The sequence below is a fragment of the Pseudomonas sp. MF08831 genome, from assembly GCF_059862645.1.
Genome location: NZ_JCBCUX010000001.1, coordinates 685641 through 700520, shown reverse-complemented (window position 1 = coordinate 700520; position 14880 = coordinate 685641). Strand labels below are relative to the sequence as shown.

The following is a 14880-nucleotide window of genomic DNA, read 5'->3' as shown; positions in this document are numbered from 1 at the left end:
TCGCGGGCAAGCCGCTCCCCCACTGGATCGCGATTCCTTGTGGGAGCCGGGCTTGCCCACGATGAGGCCCTCTCAGCGGACTAAGATCTAAACCCATGAGCACCCCAACCCCCTGCTACCACTGCGCCCTGCCCGTCCCGTCCGGCAGCCGGTTCACCGCCGTGATCCTCGGCGAGCGCCGCGAACTGTGCTGCCCGGGCTGCCAGGCGGTGGCCGAAGCCATTGTGGCCGGCGGGCTGGAAAGCTATTACCAGCACCGCAGCGAAGCCTCGGCCAACCCCGAAGCGCTGCCGGTGCAACTGGTGGACGAGTTGGCCCTGTACGACCGCGCCGACGTGCAAAAACCCTTTGTGCGCCATGACGGTGACCTCGCCGAAACCACCTTGTTGATGGAAGGCATCAGCTGCGCGGCCTGTGGCTGGCTGATCGAAAAACACCTGCGCAGCCTGCCCGCGGTGGCCGAGGCTCGGCTGAACCTGTCCAACCACCGCCTGCACGTGCGCTGGGCCGACGCGCAATTGCCGCTGAGCCAGTTGCTCAGCGAGCTGCGCCATATCGGCTACGCCGCCCACCCTTATCAGGCTGACCGCGCCGCCGAGCAGTTGGCCGGCGAAAACCGTCTGGCCTTGCGCCAATTGGGGGTCGCGGGGTTGCTGTGGTTCCAGGCGATGATGGCGACCATGGCCACTTGGCCCGAATTCAATATCGACCTGAGCCCGGAGCTGCACGTGATCCTGCGCTGGGTGGCGATGTTTCTGACCACGCCCATCGTGTTCTACAGCTGCGCGCCCTTCTTCAAAGGTGCGCTGCGCGACCTGCGCACGCGCCACCTGACGATGGACGTGTCGGTGTCCCTGGCGATAGGCGGCGCGTATCTGGCTGGCATTTGGACCGCCATCACCGGCGCCGGCGAGCTGTATTTCGACGCGGTGGGCATGTTCGCGCTGTTCCTGCTGGCCGGCCGCTACCTGGAGCGCCGAGCGCGGGAACGTACGGCCGCCGCCACCGCTCAACTGGTCAACCTGTTGCCCGCCTCGTGCCTGCGCCTGAAAGCTGACGGCCAGAGCGAACGCATTCTGCTCAGCGAATTGGCCGTGGGTGACCGCGTGCTGGTACACCCCGGCGCGGTGCTGCCGGCAGACGGCGTCATCCTCGACGGCCAGTCAAGCATCGATGAAGCCCTGCTCACCGGCGAATACCTGCCGCAGCCACGCCACGTGGGCGATGTGGTGACTGCCGGCACACTCAACGTCGAAGGAGCGCTGAGCGTTGAGGTCCGCGCCCTGGGCCATGACACGCGCCTGTCCGCCATCGTGCGCCTGCTGGAGCGCGCCCAGGCCGAGAAACCGCGCCTGGCACAAATCGCCGACCGTGCCGCGCAATGGTTTCTGCTGTGCTCGCTGATCGCCGCGGCGTTGATCGGCCTGCTGTGGTGGCAATTGGATCCCTCGCGGGCGTTCTGGATTGTGTTGGCGATGCTGGTAGCGACCTGCCCGTGCGCGCTCTCTTTGGCCACGCCAACCGCCCTTACCGCCGCCACGGGTACGCTGCATAAACTCGGGCTGTTACTGACCCGCGGGCATGTGCTGGAAGGCTTGAACCAGATCGACACGGTGATTTTCGACAAGACCGGCACCCTGACCGAAGGCCGCCTGGCGTTGCGTGCGACCCACCCTTTGAGCGCGCTGAGCAGCGATGATTGCCTGAGCCTCGCCGCAGCCCTGGAAAACCGCTCCGAACACCCGATTGCACGGGCTTTTGGCCGTGCGCCGCTGGCCGCCGAAGAAGTCCTGAGTTTCCCCGGCCTGGGCCTGGAAGGCCGTGTGGGTGAGCGCCAACTGCGTATCGGCCAACCGGGGTTTGTCTGCGAATTGAGCGGCTGCCCGACTCCCGCCTCGCCGGGCGACGCGGGCCAGTGGCTGCTGCTGGGCGATCGTGACGGCGCGCTCGCCTGGTTCGTGCTGGATGACCGTCTGCGCAGCGACGCGCCAGCCCTGTTGGCGGCATGCAAAGCGCGCGGCTGGCGCACGTTGCTGCTGTCAGGTGACAGCTCGCCGATGGTGACCAGCGTTGCCTGTGACCTGGGCATCGACGAAGCCCATGGCGGCCTGCGCCCCGACGACAAACTGCAGATACTGCAACAGCTGCACAAGGAAGGCCGCAAGGTGCTGATGCTCGGCGATGGTGTCAACGATGTGCCGGTGCTCGCTGCGGCCGATATCAGTGTGGCAATGGGCTCGGCCACGGACCTGGCAAAAACCAGCGCCGATGCCGTGCTGTTGTCCAATCGACTCGACGCGTTGGTGCAGGCCTTTACCCTCGCGCGGCGCACCCGTCGGGTAATCCTCGAAAACCTGCTGTGGGCCGGGCTGTACAATGGCCTTATGCTGCCGTTTGCCGCGCTCGGCTGGATCACGCCGATCTGGGCGGCGATCGGCATGTCCCTCAGCTCGTTGACTGTGGTGCTCAACGCCTTGCGCCTGACTCGCCTGCCGAGCGCGCCGACTGCCAGCGCCCCCTTAGTAACCCGCCCGCTGCCGGCTTGAGCCGCGTGGGCATGGAGTGCAGATGCCAGCTCTATACGTGATGATTCCAGCGGCGCTGCTGTTAGTCGGCGTCGCTATCTACATCTTCTTCTGGGCGGTGGACAGCGGCCAGTACGACGACCTCGACGGCCCGGCCCACAGCGTGCTGTTCGATGACCAGGACCCAAACCACCTGGCGGCTGTCGACGAAGCCAACGGGCCCGAGCAACCGCCCAAAGACCCGCCCCATGCTTGAACTGGCGCCGCTGCTGGTCTCCGCGCTCATCCTTGGCCTGCTCGGCGGCGGCCATTGCCTGGGCATGTGCGGCGGGTTGATGGGCGCACTGACGCTGGCGATCCCCAAAGCGCAACGCAGCCGGCGCTTTCGCCTGCTGCTGGCGTACAACCTGGGGCGCATCCTCAGCTATGCCGCCGCCGGCTTATTGATAGGCCTGGCCGGCTGGGCGGTGGCCAACAGCCCGGCGGCGATGTTCATGCGTGTGCTGGCAGGCTTGTTGCTGATCAGCATGGGCCTGTACCTGGCCGGTTGGTGGAGCGGCCTTACGCGCATCGAAAGCCTCGGTCGCGGCCTGTGGCGCTACCTACAGCCCGTCGCCAACCGTTTGCTGCCGGTGTCCAGCCTGCCGCGCGCGTTGCTGTTGGGCGCGCTGTGGGGCTGGCTGCCGTGCGGCTTGGTCTACAGCACGCTGCTGTGGGCGGCGAGCCAGGGCAATGCGGCGGACAGCGCGTTGCTGATGCTGGCGTTCGGGCTCGGCACCTGGCCGGTGTTGCTGGCGACCGGGCTGGCCGCTGAACGCGTCACCGCCGTGCTGCGCAAACGCAGTGTGCGTGTCGCTGGAGGCCTGCTGGTGATTCTATTCGGCCTGTGGACCTTGCCCGGTCCGCATCAGCACTGGCTAATGGGCCATTAAATCGCCATGTGGCATAGCGCCGCTCCCCGTTGATGCAAATCAACATGCCCTGCCCGGCGCGCCCCTAGACTCGGCCCACTAGCCAATCCGGGGGACCGCCCGCATGCTCGACGCCATTCGTTGGGACACAGATCTGATTCACCGTTACGACTTGGCGGGGCCGCGCTACACGTCCTACCCCACCGCCGTACAATTCGACAGCCAGGTCGGCACTTTCGACCTGCTCCACGCCCTGCGCGACAGCCGCAAGGCCGTGCGCCCCTTGTCGCTGTATGTGCATGTGCCGTTCTGCGCGAACATTTGCTACTACTGCGCCTGCAACAAGGTCATCACCAAGGACCGTGGCCGCGCCCAGGCTTACCTGCAACGCCTGGAGCAGGAAATCCAGCTGGTGGCCTGCCACCTCGACCCGAAGCAGCCGGTCGAGCAGTTGCACTTCGGCGGCGGCACACCGACGTTTCTGAGCCACGACGAACTGCGCCAGGTCATGGCACGCCTGCGCCAGCACTTCAATGTGCTCGACGATGATTCTGGCGACTACGGCATTGAAATCGACCCGCGTGAAGCCGACTGGGCAACCATGGGCCTGCTGCGTGAACTGGGTTTCAACCGTGTGAGCATCGGCCTGCAAGACCTCGACCCCGAGGTGCAGCGTGCGGTCAACCGCCTGCAGAGCCTGGAAGAAACCCGCGCTGTGATCGATGCGGCGCGCACCCTGCAATTTCGCTCGATCAATATCGACCTGATCTACGGGCTGCCCAAGCAAACGCCGATCAACTTCGCGCGTACCGTGGAGGAAGTGATCAGCCTGCAACCGGATCGCCTGTCGGTGTTCAACTACGCGCATTTGCCGGAGCGTTTCATGCCGCAACGGAGGATCAACACTGACGAGCTGCCCTCCCCGGCGGAAAAACTGCTGATGCTGCAAACCACCATCGAACAGTTGACCCGCGCGGGCTATCGCTACATCGGCATGGACCACTTCGCCCTGCCGGATGACGAACTGGCCGTCGCCCAGGAAGAAGGGACGTTGCAGCGTAACTTTCAGGGCTACACCACCCATGGGCATTGCGACCTGATCGGGCTGGGCGTATCGGCGATCAGCCAGATCGGCGACCTGTACTGCCAGAACAGCAGTGACCTCAATCACTACCAGAACGCCCTGGCCGGTGCGCAACTGGCTACCAGCCGTGGCTTGGTGTGCACCACGGATGATCGGTTGCGGCGCGAGGTGATTCAGCAGTTGATCTGCACCTTCAGCCTGAAATTCGAGCAGATCGAACAGGCTTTCAACATCGATTTTCGCGGCTATTTCGACGAGCTATGGCCGCAGCTGCAGACGATGGCCGCCGATGGCCTGATCGAGCTTGATGCTCAGGGCATTCGCGTATTGCCCGCCGGGCGCTTGCTGGTGCGCTCGGTGTGCATGGTGTTCGATGCCTATCTGGAGCACCAGAACAGGCAACGATTCTCGCGGGTCATCTAGGCCTGAATTATTTCGACAGCAGCGTCATTGCTTCCATTTGAGCCTCAGGCGATTCATCTTTCAGCGACTTGGCCAGCTGCCCTTGAGCGGTCATCAACCCGGACTGAATTGAAGCAATATCCCCCTGCAAACCGGCGACTTTCGCCTGGCGTGCCTCCGGGCTCAGGGCCGTATCATTCATGGCTGCTGAAAGCTGAGCCATCTTCTCGGCAAGCTGCTTCCTGAGTTCGCGGATCATTTTCAGCAGCTGTTTGATGTTGTCTTTCAGGTTGCTGTCGTCGATGTCCTTATTGGGGTTGCTACCGGCTTGAGAAGCCTTCATCCCTGCCCCGGATATCGTGACCACCACACCTTCACCGGGCGTGGGTGGCGGCGCAGGTTTGTCATCGACCTTTTTGCCCGCAAGCGCATCAGCGGCCGTCAGCACCTGAGGGGCTTTCGTAGTAATGACAGGGTTATTGAAAGGGATTACCGACATGACCTGAGCTCCAGCTCATAGGGATTCACCTGTGTATCGGCATCGATACAAAAACCTTTATCCACGTGCCGCTTTTTTGTACACGCTGGCCTGATCCACCCTCGGTGCGTTACCCTTACGTCTTATGTGTGTTTTCCCACAAGGATTTAAGAAATGTCCGAGCCAGTCAAACTGCGCGCTCACAGCCAGGCTCACTGCAAGGATTGCAGCCTGGCCCCCCTCTGCCTGCCACTTTCGTTGAATCTGGAAGACATGGAAGCGCTGGACGAAATCGTTAAACGCGGCCGCCCGCTGAAAAAGGGCGAGTTTCTGTTTCGCCAAGGCGACAAATTCGATTCCGTTTATGCAGTACGTTCAGGCGCGCTGAAGACGTTCAGCCTCAGCGACAGCGGCGAAGAGCAGATCACCGGCTTCCACCTGCCCAGCGAACTGGTCGGGTTGTCCGGCATGGACACCGAGATTCACCCGGTGTCGGCCCAGGCGCTGGAGACCACATCGGTGTGCGAAATCCCCTTCGAACGCCTGGATGAACTGGCCCTGCAATTGCCGCAGCTGCGTCGCCAATTGATGCGTGTGATGAGCCGCGAGATTCGCGACGACCAGCAGATGATGCTGTTGCTGTCGAAGAAAACCGCCGACGAGCGGATCGCCACGTTCCTGGTCAACCTGTCGGCGCGTTTCCGTGCCCGTGGGTTCTCGGCCAATCAGTTCCGCCTGAGCATGTCTCGCAATGAAATCGGCAACTACCTGGGCCTGGCGGTGGAAACCGTGTCCCGCGTGTTCACGCGCTTCCAGCAAAACGAGCTGATTGCCGCTGAAGGCAAGGAAGTGCATATCCTCGACCCGATCCAGCTGTGCGCGCTGGCCGGCGGCTCCCTGGAAGGTTGATCCAGCCGCTTGCGGCCGCGCCAATCGGCGAGGCCGCAGGTATACTTCGAGTCCGTTTTCCGCTCCCAGGACTCTTCGACGATGACCTTCGATTCGTTCGACATCAAATCCCTGATCCGCCCTGTCATCGACTTCCCCAAGCCTGGGGTTATCTTTCGTGACATCACCCCGCTGTTCCAATCGCCCCGTGCCCTGCGCCTGGTTGCCGACAGCTTTGCCCAGCGTTATGTCGAGGCCGATTTCACCCACATCGGTGCGATGGATGCGCGGGGCTTTCTGATCGGTTCGATCATCGCCTACCAACTGAACAAACCGCTGATTCTGTTCCGCAAACAGGGCAAGCTGCCGGCTGACGTGCTGGCCGAGGGTTATCAAACCGAGTACGGCGAAGCTTTTCTTGAAGTGCACGCAGACAGCCTGTGCGAAGGCGACTCGGTGCTGATGTTCGATGACCTGATCGCCACCGGCGGCACCCTGATCGCGGCGGCCAACCTGGTGCGGCGCATGGGCGCGAGGATTTTCGAAGCGGCGGCGATTATCGACCTGCCGGAACTGGGCGGCTCGCAACGCCTGCAAGACATGGGCATTCCGACATTTTGCCTGACGCAGTTTGGGCTGACGGAGCGTTAAGAGGCGTCTGTTAGGGCCTCATCGCGGGCAAGCCCGGCTCCCACAAGTGACCGCGTTCCAATGTGGGAGCTGGCTTGCCTGCGATGGCGTGCGAAAGACCACCACCAATCAAAGCCCCATTTGCTTGCTGATGATTTCATTCATCACCTCGCGCGTCCCCCCGCCAATCGACAGAATGCGATTGTCGCGGTACAGCCGCTCCACCAAATTGCCACGCATGTAACCCTGGCCGCCCAGGATCTGCACCGCGTCATAAGTCACGCGGTCGGCGGTGTCGGTGGCCAGGTTCTTGGCCATGGAAATCTCCTTGATCACACTTTTGCCGGCCGCCATCTTCGCCGCCTGGCGGTAGGTGAATTCCCGCGAAACCTCCACCGCCGTGGCCATTTCCGCCAGCCGGTGCTTGAGCACCTGGAATTTGCCGATGGGTTTGCCGAACGCTTCGCGCTGGGTGGCCCATTTGAGGCTCTCCTCCAATGCAAGCTGCGCGGTCATATTGGCCATCAGCGCCAGGGCCAGGCGCTCACTTTGAAAGTTGCCCATGATGCAGGCAAACCCCATGTTCTCGACGCCAATCAGGTTGCCCACCGGCACACGGCAATCGTCGAAGAACAACTCAGCCGTGTCTGACGCCCACCAACCCATTTTCTTCAGAGGCTGGCCGACCGTGAAACCGGGCGTGTCTTTCTCGATAAGCAATAAGCTGATGCCGCCAAAGCCGGGCCCACCGGTGCGCACCGCGACCGTGTAAAAGTCGGCACGCACGCCACTGGTGATAAAGGTTTTGCTGCCGCTCACGCGGTAATGCTCGCCATCGCGGATGGCGCGCGTTTGCAGGCTGGCGACATCGGAGCCGCCACCCGGCTCGGTGACCGCCAGCGCGCTAATCTTCTCGCCGGCAAGCACCTGAGGCGCAACACGCTCGCGGACTTCGGGCCGCGCCCATTTGACGACCGGTGGCAGGCCGATATCCAGCGAACCCAGGCCGGCCACCACGCCGCCGGAGCCGCAGCGCATCAGCTCTTCGCTGGCGGCGACCTTGGCGAACAGGTCACCTTCGTGACTGCCGCCCAGGCTTTCGGGGTAACCGATGCCCAGGATTCCTGCCGCGCCGGCCTTGAGGTACAGCTCACGAGGAAAGCTCTGTGCTTCCTCCCATTGCTCAATGCCCGGCAACATCTCGCGCTCGACAAAACGGCGCACGCTGTCGCGGACCAATTGGTGGCTGGGGTCGAAGTAGTCCAGATAGGCAGGCATCGGCAAGCTCCACGGTGGGGTGGAGCGAACTTACCAAGCGCTTGCTTGGTTTTCAAGATCCCACTTACACCACAAAACCACTGTGGGAGCTGGCTTGCCTGCGATGGTGGAGTATCAGGCGACATCAATGTCTCTGATCCACCGCCATCGCAGGCAAGCCAGCTCCCACATTTTGAACGCCGGTTTGGCTTAGAGGGCGATCGGCTTGCGGCCTGCAAACGAATGCGCCAGCGTCCCGCCGTCCACCAATTCCAGCTCACCGCCCAACGGCACGCCATGGGCGATGCGCGAGGTGATCAAGCCTTTATTGGTCAGCAGCTGGGCGATGTAATGCGCGGTGGCTTCGCCTTCCACCGTCGGGTTGGTCGCCAGGATCACCTCGGTGAACGTACCCTGCTCTTCAATGCGCGCCACCAACTGCGGAATGCCGATGGCTTCCGGCCCCAGGCCATCGAGCGGCGACAAATGGCCCTTGAGCACGAAGTAGCGACCGCGATAACCGGTCTGTTCCACCGCGTACACATCCATCGGCCCTTCCACCACGCACAGCAGCGTGTCGTCGCGACGCAGGTCGGCGCATTGCGGGCACAGGTCTTCTTCGGTGAGGGTGCGGCACTGGCGACAATGGCCCACACCGGTCATGGCCTGGCTCAAGGCCTGGGCCAACCGGGTGCCACCGCTGCGATCACGCTCCAGCAGTTGCAGCGCCATACGCTGGGCGGTTTTCTGACCGACACCCGGCAAGGTGCGCAGGGCGTCGATCAGTTGGCGAATCAGGGGGCTGAAGCTCATGAGCGAATGGTCCGACAAAACAACGAGACGCGGTTTATACCCGCGCCCCGGATTAGCGTCAAATGGTCAATCCTGCGCGACGCGTACCACCAACTTGCCGAAGTTGCGTCCCTCAAGCAAACCGATAAAGGCTTCGGGCGCCTGCTCCAGGCCCTCCACCACATCTTCGCGGAACTTGATCTTGCCGTCCCGCACCCACGGTGCCATGGCGCTGAGGAATTCGGGCTGGCGATCGCCATAGTCGTCGAACACGATAAAACCCTGGATGCGCACGCGTTTGGTCAGCAAAGTGCGTTGCAACGCGGGCAGGCGGTCGGGGCCGCTTGGGGCTTCATGGGCGTTGTAGCCGGCAATCAGGCCGCACAAGGGAATGCGCGCCTTGGGATTGAGCAGCGGCAACACCGCGTCGAAGACCTTGCCACCGACGTTTTCATAATAGATGTCCACGCCGTTGAAGCACGCCAGCGCCAGCTCATGGGCAAAGTTGGCGCTCTTGTGATCGATGCAGGCGTCAAAACCCAACTCGTCCACTACGTAGCGACACTTGTCCGCGCCACCGGCGATGCCCACCACGCGCAAGCCCTTGAGCTTGGCCACCTGGCCCACCACTGAGCCGACTGCGCCGGATGCCGCCGCGACGACCAGGGTTTCGCCGGCCTGGGGCTGACCGATATCCATCAACCCCATGTACGCCGTCATGCCCGGCATCCCCAGCACACCCAGTGCCATCGACGGGCTGGCCAGGCCATTGGGCACCGGCATCAGGTTGCTCCCGTCGCAGATGCTGTGGCTCTGCCAGCCCGTGGAACCGACGACCAGGTCGCCCACTTCAAATTTCGGATTACGCGACTGCTCGATACGGCTGACAGCGCCACCGGTCATTACCTCGTCGATTTCCACCGGCGCGGCGTAGGACGGTGCGTCGCTCATGCGGCCGCGCATGTACGGGTCGAGCGACAGGTACAGCGTTTTCAAGAGCACCTGGCCGTCTGCCAGCTCCGGCAGGTTCTCGCGCTCCAGGCGAAAGTTTTCCGGGGTTGGCGCACCTTGCGGGCGCGAGACCAGAACGATGCGCTGGTTAAGAATGGGTTCTTGAGGCATGAGGGGGGTCCTTTATCGAATGCGTCGGTATAGGGTGCAGACCATGCTTGCCACGCCAGGGTTCGATTGGATCGGCACAAACAAAAATGCCAGGCACTGGGCCTGGCATTTGATGCTAGCCAAGGCTAGACCATCAGAACGGCATCTTCATGCCCGGTGGCAGCTGCATGCCAGCGGTCACGCCGGACATTTTGTCCTGGCTGTTGGCTTCGATCTTGCGCACGGCGTCGTTGACGGCCGCTGCAAACAGCGCTTCAAGCATTTCCAGATCATCTTCGCTGGTGCCTGGCAATACGCTTGGGTCGATGCTCACGCGCTTGATGTCGTGACGACCGGTCATCACCACGCTAACCATATCGCCACCGGCTTTACCGGTGACTTCGGCGTTGGCCAGTTCTTCCTGCATCTTGGCCATCTTTTCTTGCATCTGCTGTGCCTGCTTCATCAGGCCGGCCATGCCACCTTTCATCATGGGAATCACCTCAAAAGTACGTGGATCAATTAATAGCCCGGTGTCATGACGCTTGGGGCACCGGGGCTTCGACAGGTTCAATAGTATCGTGACGCACGACCGCACCGAACTGTTGCATCATTTGCTGGATGAGCGGATCAGCCTGGATCGAGTGCTCGGCATCACGCTGACGGTTGATGCGTCGGCGTGTCGCGGCCTGGGCCGGGGTTTCCTGCTCGGGCTTGATCAACTCGATGGTGATGGTCAGCGTGCGCTCATGGTACTGGTTCAATGCATCGTTGAGCCGGCGTTGCTGGGTCGCGTTGAACAGCGCGCTGTGCGCCGGGTCCAGGTGCAACAGCCAGTGATCGCCATCGATGGCAATCAAGGTGCAGTTGGCGGCGATGCTGCCGGTCATGCCGGAGATCGGCAACTTCGGAAACAACTCCAGCCATTGCAGCGCCAGGCCGGTGGCCGGGGCCGCAGCGGGTTCCGCCTCGGGCTCGGGTGCAGGCTCAGCGGTGTGTTCGCTGGCCAGGTCATCGAGGTAGCTGTAGGCCGAATCCATGTCCGGCTCGATGTAATCTTCGTCCAGCGGCGGTTCGTCATCGAGGTCGATGCCGGGTGTCGCGGCCTCAACCTGGGCGACGGTCGGCTCTGGAACCGGGGCAGACACCCACTCGGGTGCGTCCGGCACCGCGCTGTCGGGGGTCGGCGTCGGCATCGGCGTCAGTTCGGGCTGCTCACCGCTGGTTTCCAGCACGGGCTCCACGGCAGGTTGCAATTCGACGTCGGGTTCGGCGTCTACCGGGTCATTCCACGGCAGGTCGACCACGGGCTCGGTCACCGGCGCGATGGCCGGCTCAGCCATCACCGGCTCGGGCGCAGCCACTACGGGCTCAGGCGCGGGAGCCACGGGCGCAGGCGCAGCAACTACTGGCGCGACCACTGCCGCGCCAGCCACTGGTTTGGCGGAATCAACTGTGGCCTGGCTGATCCCCACTGGCTTTAGCGGCTGTCTCGGCGCGTCGGCCGAATCCGCCGGTCGGAACGCCAGCATCCGCAGCAGGACCATTTCAAAGCCACCGCGCGGGTCCGGCGCCAGCGGCAGGTCGCGGCGCCCGATCAGGCCCATCTGGTAGTAGAACTGCACATCTTCGGCCGGCAATGCCTGGGCCAGCGCCAATACGCGGTCGCGGTCGCCATGGCCGTTGTCGACACCTTCAGGCAGCGCCTGGGCGATCGCAACGCGGTGCAAGACATTAAGGATTTCCGACAGCACGCCGTTCCAGTCCGGACCTTGTTCCGACAAGTGGCGCACCGCTTCAAGCAACGCCTTGGCGTCGCCCTCGATCAGCGCGTGCAGCACGTCGAACACCTGGCCATGGTCGAGGGTACCGAGCATGGCGCGCACGTCGGCGGCCATCACCTTGCCTTCTCCAAAGGCGATGGCCTGGTCGGTGAGGCTCATGGCATCGCGCATCGAACCATCGGCCGCGCGGCCAAGCAGCCACAGCGCGTCGTCTTCGAACGGTACTTTCTCGACACCCAGCACGTGGGTCAAATGCTCGACCACACGCTCGGGGGTCATGTTTTTCAGGGAAAACTGCAGGCACCGCGACAGGATCGTTGCAGGAAGTTTCTGCGGGTCGGTGGTGGCCAGGATGAATTTGACGTAAGGCGGCGGCTCTTCCAGGGTTTTCAACAGCGCGTTGAAGGAATGGCTGGAAAGCATGTGCACTTCGTCGATCAGGTAGACCTTGAAGCGGCCACGGCTCGGCGCGTACTGCACGTTATCGAGCAACTCGCGGGTGTCTTCGACCTTGGTGCGGCTGGCGGCGTCGATCTCGATCAGGTCGACAAAACGCCCTTCATCGATCTCGCGGCACACCGAACACGTGCCGCAAGGCGTCGAAGTGATACCGGTTTCACAGTTCAGGCATTTGGCGATAATGCGCGCAATGGTGGTCTTGCCCACCCCGCGCGTGCCGGTGAACAGGTAGGCGTGGTGCAGCCGTTGGCTGTCCAAGGCATTGATCAGAGCCTTGAGCACATGGGTCTGGCCGACCATTTCGCGGAACGAGCGCGGACGCCATTTACGTGCAAGAACCTGATAACTCATCGAAAACCGTCGCAACTGGGAAGCGGAAGCCGGTAATGCTAGCGGAGCAAGGGGGAAATTGCATCCGGCACGCTCGTCTAATCTGACTAAGCTCTGCTCAATGGCCCCGCAAAGGCCTGAACCCGGAGAGTGTATGCGCGTAGTCCTGGGCGCCTTATGGATGATTTCCCTGGCCAGCCTCGCGGCACCTGCGCCGTTGCGTTTCTCGGTTTCCGACAGCTGGGCGATGCCCATGGCCCAAGTGGAGGACAGCCAGCCCACCCAGGGTATTTTGTATGACTTGATGGTAAGCCTGGCCACCCAGGTCGGGCGCCCGGCCGAGTTTCACGTGCTGGCGCGGGCACGCATCGCCAACGCCATGGCCCATGGCGACATCGATGTGCGCTGTTATGTCGCCCAGACCTGGGTCGACAGCCTGTCCGGCGACTACACCTGGAGCGTGCCGCTGATGGTGCAACGCAATGTGCTGGTAGGCCGCCACACGGCGCCGCAGCCTGCAGACGTGGGCACGCTGACGCCTCAGCCGATCGGCACGGTGCTCAACTACCGCTACGCTGTCCTCGACCCACTGTTTGCCACAGGCCAGCTCACCCGTGACGACTCGCGCAGCGAAGCCTTGGTGCTGCAAAAGCTGGTCGCCGGGCGTTTTGAATACGCCGTCATTAACGAATGGATACTCGAGCGCTTCAATTTGAACCTGGCGCCGAACGAGCGGCTGCAAAAGGTCGCAATCATCGACGAGCAAAGCCTGGGTTGCATCGTGCGCAACGACCCGAACGTGCCGGTACAGCGGATCTTGCGTACGCTGCTGCGGATGAAGATGTCGGGGGAAATCGACGACATCATCAGCCTGTACACCGGCGAAGGTGCGCGAGCACCGCTCACTCCTGACAAGAACTGACAGGGCATCCCCTTAGACTGGGCGCACTTGACCGCCCATTTCCAAGGAGCCTGCATGCCCACCGTCGCCCATTACTTCCTGCTCTACGTCGACAGCCCGGCCACCAGTGCCAACTTTTATAGCCGCCTGCTGGATAGCCCGCCGCTTGAACTGAACCCCACCTTTGCCCTGTTCATGCTCGACAACGGCGTAAAGCTGGGGCTGTGGTCGCGCCACACGGTGGAGCCAGCGGCCCGGATGACCGGCGGCGGCGGCGAAGTGGGCTTTTGCCTGCCAGACCAGGCTGCCGTAGAGGCCCTGCACGCTCAGTGGGTGGCGCGTGGCGCAACCATCATTCAGTCACCGACCCCTTTGGATTTCGGCTACACCTTTGTCGCCCAGGACCTCGACGGCCACCGGCTGCGCGCGTTCTGCCTGAGCGACTGACCGCCAGCGGCCCTCCAGGCTGATGGCCGCCACGCTGGCCAGTACCATCACACCACCCAGCATCACCTGCACGGCAATGTGCTCGCCCAGCAGCGTCGCGGCCATCGTCATGGCGACCGGCGGGATCAGGTACATCGCCACCGACGCTCGGCTGACCTCGACGTGTTTCAACACATAGGCCCAGGCAAGGTACGCCAGGGCGCTGGGGAAAATGCCAAGTATCAGCACCGCGAGGTTTTCCGGCGCCGGAGCCTGCTGCACGGCATCAGCCAGGCCTGGCAGGTTCACGCACAGCATCAGGGTGCCCGCCCACACCATGTAACACGCCATGGTCAGCGGGCTGTAGCGATGGGCATAGTGCTTCTGGATGGCGAAATACACACTCCATGACACCGCCGCCAGCACAATCAGCAAACCGCGCGGGTCAATATCGCCCACGCCATGATCGCCCCAGATCACCACCAGCACGCCAAGCAGGCCCAGCAACACACAACCCCAGCGCCAGGCACTGACGCGTTCTTTCAAACACAAACTCGCGATCAGCACGCTGAACAGTGGCGCCGACTGCGCCAGCACGCTCGACGCCGCCGCCGTCACCCATTGCTGCCCATAATTGAGGCTGGTGTGGTGCAAAAACACGCCGAAGAACCCCAGCACCAGCAACCACGGCAGGTCGCGCAAACGCGGCCGGCCAATGCCCACCGCCCATGCCACACCGCCCATGAACACCGACGCAATCAGAAAGCGCAGCAACGCCAACTGGCCGGGGCTGTAACTGCGCAACCCCATGTGCACGCCAATCGGCGAATAGGCCCAACAGAGGATGACGCCGGCGATGACTAGCGTAAGCTTTGCGGGTGACGGGGTATTCATCGGCGACGTCCGGCAACT

Annotated in this window: 15 protein-coding genes; 8 read left to right on the top strand and 7 right to left on the bottom strand. The window is 62.8% G+C overall.

Annotated elements, in window-relative coordinates; translation table 11 throughout:
• Positions 1-95 precede the first annotated feature (95 nt).
• The 4 genes from AC19YS_RS03285 (at position 96) to hemN (ending at position 4943) form a co-directional block, all read left to right on the top strand.
• Complete coding sequence (locus tag AC19YS_RS03285) at positions 96-2546, top strand: heavy metal translocating P-type ATPase (RefSeq protein ID WP_500600910.1); 2451 nt, start codon at positions 96-98, stop codon at positions 2544-2546.
• A 22-nt stretch (positions 2547-2568) separates the two neighbouring features.
• The gene (ccoS, locus tag AC19YS_RS03280; RefSeq protein WP_017735332.1) at positions 2569-2781 is read left to right on the top strand and encodes a cbb3-type cytochrome oxidase assembly protein CcoS; all 213 of its coding nucleotides are present in this window, start codon (positions 2569-2571) and stop codon (positions 2779-2781) included.
• Positions 2774-3457, top strand: coding sequence for a sulfite exporter TauE/SafE family protein (locus tag AC19YS_RS03275; protein ID WP_169367386.1), 684 nt, complete (start codon positions 2774-2776; stop codon positions 3455-3457). Before ccoS ends, AC19YS_RS03275 begins: the two co-directional genes overlap by 8 nt.
• 103 nt (positions 3458-3560) lie before the next feature.
• Positions 3561-4943, top strand: coding sequence for an oxygen-independent coproporphyrinogen III oxidase (gene hemN, locus AC19YS_RS03270; RefSeq protein WP_106576342.1), 1383 nt, complete (start codon positions 3561-3563; stop codon positions 4941-4943).
• 7 nt (positions 4944-4950) lie between these two features.
• Here the strand turns inward: hemN and AC19YS_RS03265 are convergent, their stop codons facing one another.
• Positions 4951-5421: a hypothetical protein gene (locus tag AC19YS_RS03265; protein ID WP_119742147.1), complete on the bottom strand. Its 471-nt coding sequence runs from the start codon at positions 5419-5421 to the stop codon at positions 4951-4953.
• 153 nt (positions 5422-5574) lie between these two features.
• On the opposite strand from AC19YS_RS03265, the gene fnr reads away from it, so the two are divergent.
• Positions 5575-6309 carry a fumarate/nitrate reduction transcriptional regulator Fnr gene (gene fnr / locus AC19YS_RS03260; RefSeq protein ID WP_106576340.1) on the top strand — a complete coding sequence of 245 codons (735 nt, stop codon included), beginning with the start codon at positions 5575-5577 and terminating at the stop codon, positions 6307-6309.
• Positions 6310-6390: 81 nt separating this feature from the next.
• Positions 6391-6939: an adenine phosphoribosyltransferase gene (locus AC19YS_RS03255; RefSeq protein WP_106576339.1), complete on the top strand. Its 549-nt coding sequence runs from the start codon at positions 6391-6393 to the stop codon at positions 6937-6939.
• Positions 6940-7047: 108 nt separating this feature from the next.
• On the opposite strand, the gene AC19YS_RS03250 is transcribed toward AC19YS_RS03255, so the two are convergent.
• The 5 genes from AC19YS_RS03250 to dnaX all read right to left on the bottom strand — a co-directional run bounded on the left by AC19YS_RS03250 (position 7048) and on the right by dnaX (position 12662).
• A complete protein-coding gene (locus tag AC19YS_RS03250; RefSeq protein WP_200622734.1) occupies positions 7048-8196 on the bottom strand; it encodes an acyl-CoA dehydrogenase family protein in 1149 nt (382 codons plus the stop codon).
• A gap of 189 nt (positions 8197-8385) precedes the next feature.
• Positions 8386-8988 carry a recombination mediator RecR gene (recR, locus tag AC19YS_RS03245; RefSeq protein WP_106576337.1) on the bottom strand — a complete coding sequence of 201 codons (603 nt, stop codon included), beginning with the start codon at positions 8986-8988 and terminating at the stop codon, positions 8386-8388.
• A gap of 66 nt (positions 8989-9054) precedes the next feature.
• Positions 9055-10089, bottom strand: coding sequence for an NADPH-dependent curcumin/dihydrocurcumin reductase (gene curA, locus AC19YS_RS03240; RefSeq protein WP_500600905.1), 1035 nt, complete (start codon positions 10087-10089; stop codon positions 9055-9057).
• A gap of 133 nt (positions 10090-10222) precedes the next feature.
• Positions 10223-10561: a YbaB/EbfC family nucleoid-associated protein gene (locus AC19YS_RS03235; protein WP_083357362.1), complete on the bottom strand. Its 339-nt coding sequence runs from the start codon at positions 10559-10561 to the stop codon at positions 10223-10225.
• Positions 10562-10604: 43 nt separating this feature from the next.
• Positions 10605-12662, bottom strand: a complete 2058-nt coding sequence (dnaX, locus tag AC19YS_RS03230; protein WP_200622739.1) for a DNA polymerase III subunit gamma/tau — start codon at positions 12660-12662, stop codon at positions 10605-10607.
• A 133-nt stretch (positions 12663-12795) separates the two neighbouring features.
• On the opposite strand from dnaX, the gene AC19YS_RS03225 reads away from it, so the two are divergent.
• Both AC19YS_RS03225 and AC19YS_RS03220 read left to right on the top strand, forming a co-directional pair.
• Positions 12796-13563 (top strand): substrate-binding periplasmic protein, encoded by a 768-nt coding sequence (locus AC19YS_RS03225; RefSeq protein ID WP_500600904.1) that lies wholly within the window; start codon positions 12796-12798, stop codon positions 13561-13563.
• 54 nt (positions 13564-13617) lie between these two features.
• The gene (locus AC19YS_RS03220; protein WP_119742137.1) at positions 13618-13989 is read left to right on the top strand and encodes a VOC family protein; all 372 of its coding nucleotides are present in this window, start codon (positions 13618-13620) and stop codon (positions 13987-13989) included.
• On the opposite strand, the gene AC19YS_RS03215 is transcribed toward AC19YS_RS03220, so the two are convergent.
• Positions 13903-14862 (bottom strand): DMT family transporter, encoded by a 960-nt coding sequence (locus AC19YS_RS03215; RefSeq protein ID WP_500600903.1) that lies wholly within the window; start codon positions 14860-14862, stop codon positions 13903-13905. The two genes, AC19YS_RS03220 and AC19YS_RS03215, sit on opposite strands and share 87 nt — an antisense overlap.
• Between the last annotated feature and the right edge of the window lie 18 nt (positions 14863-14880).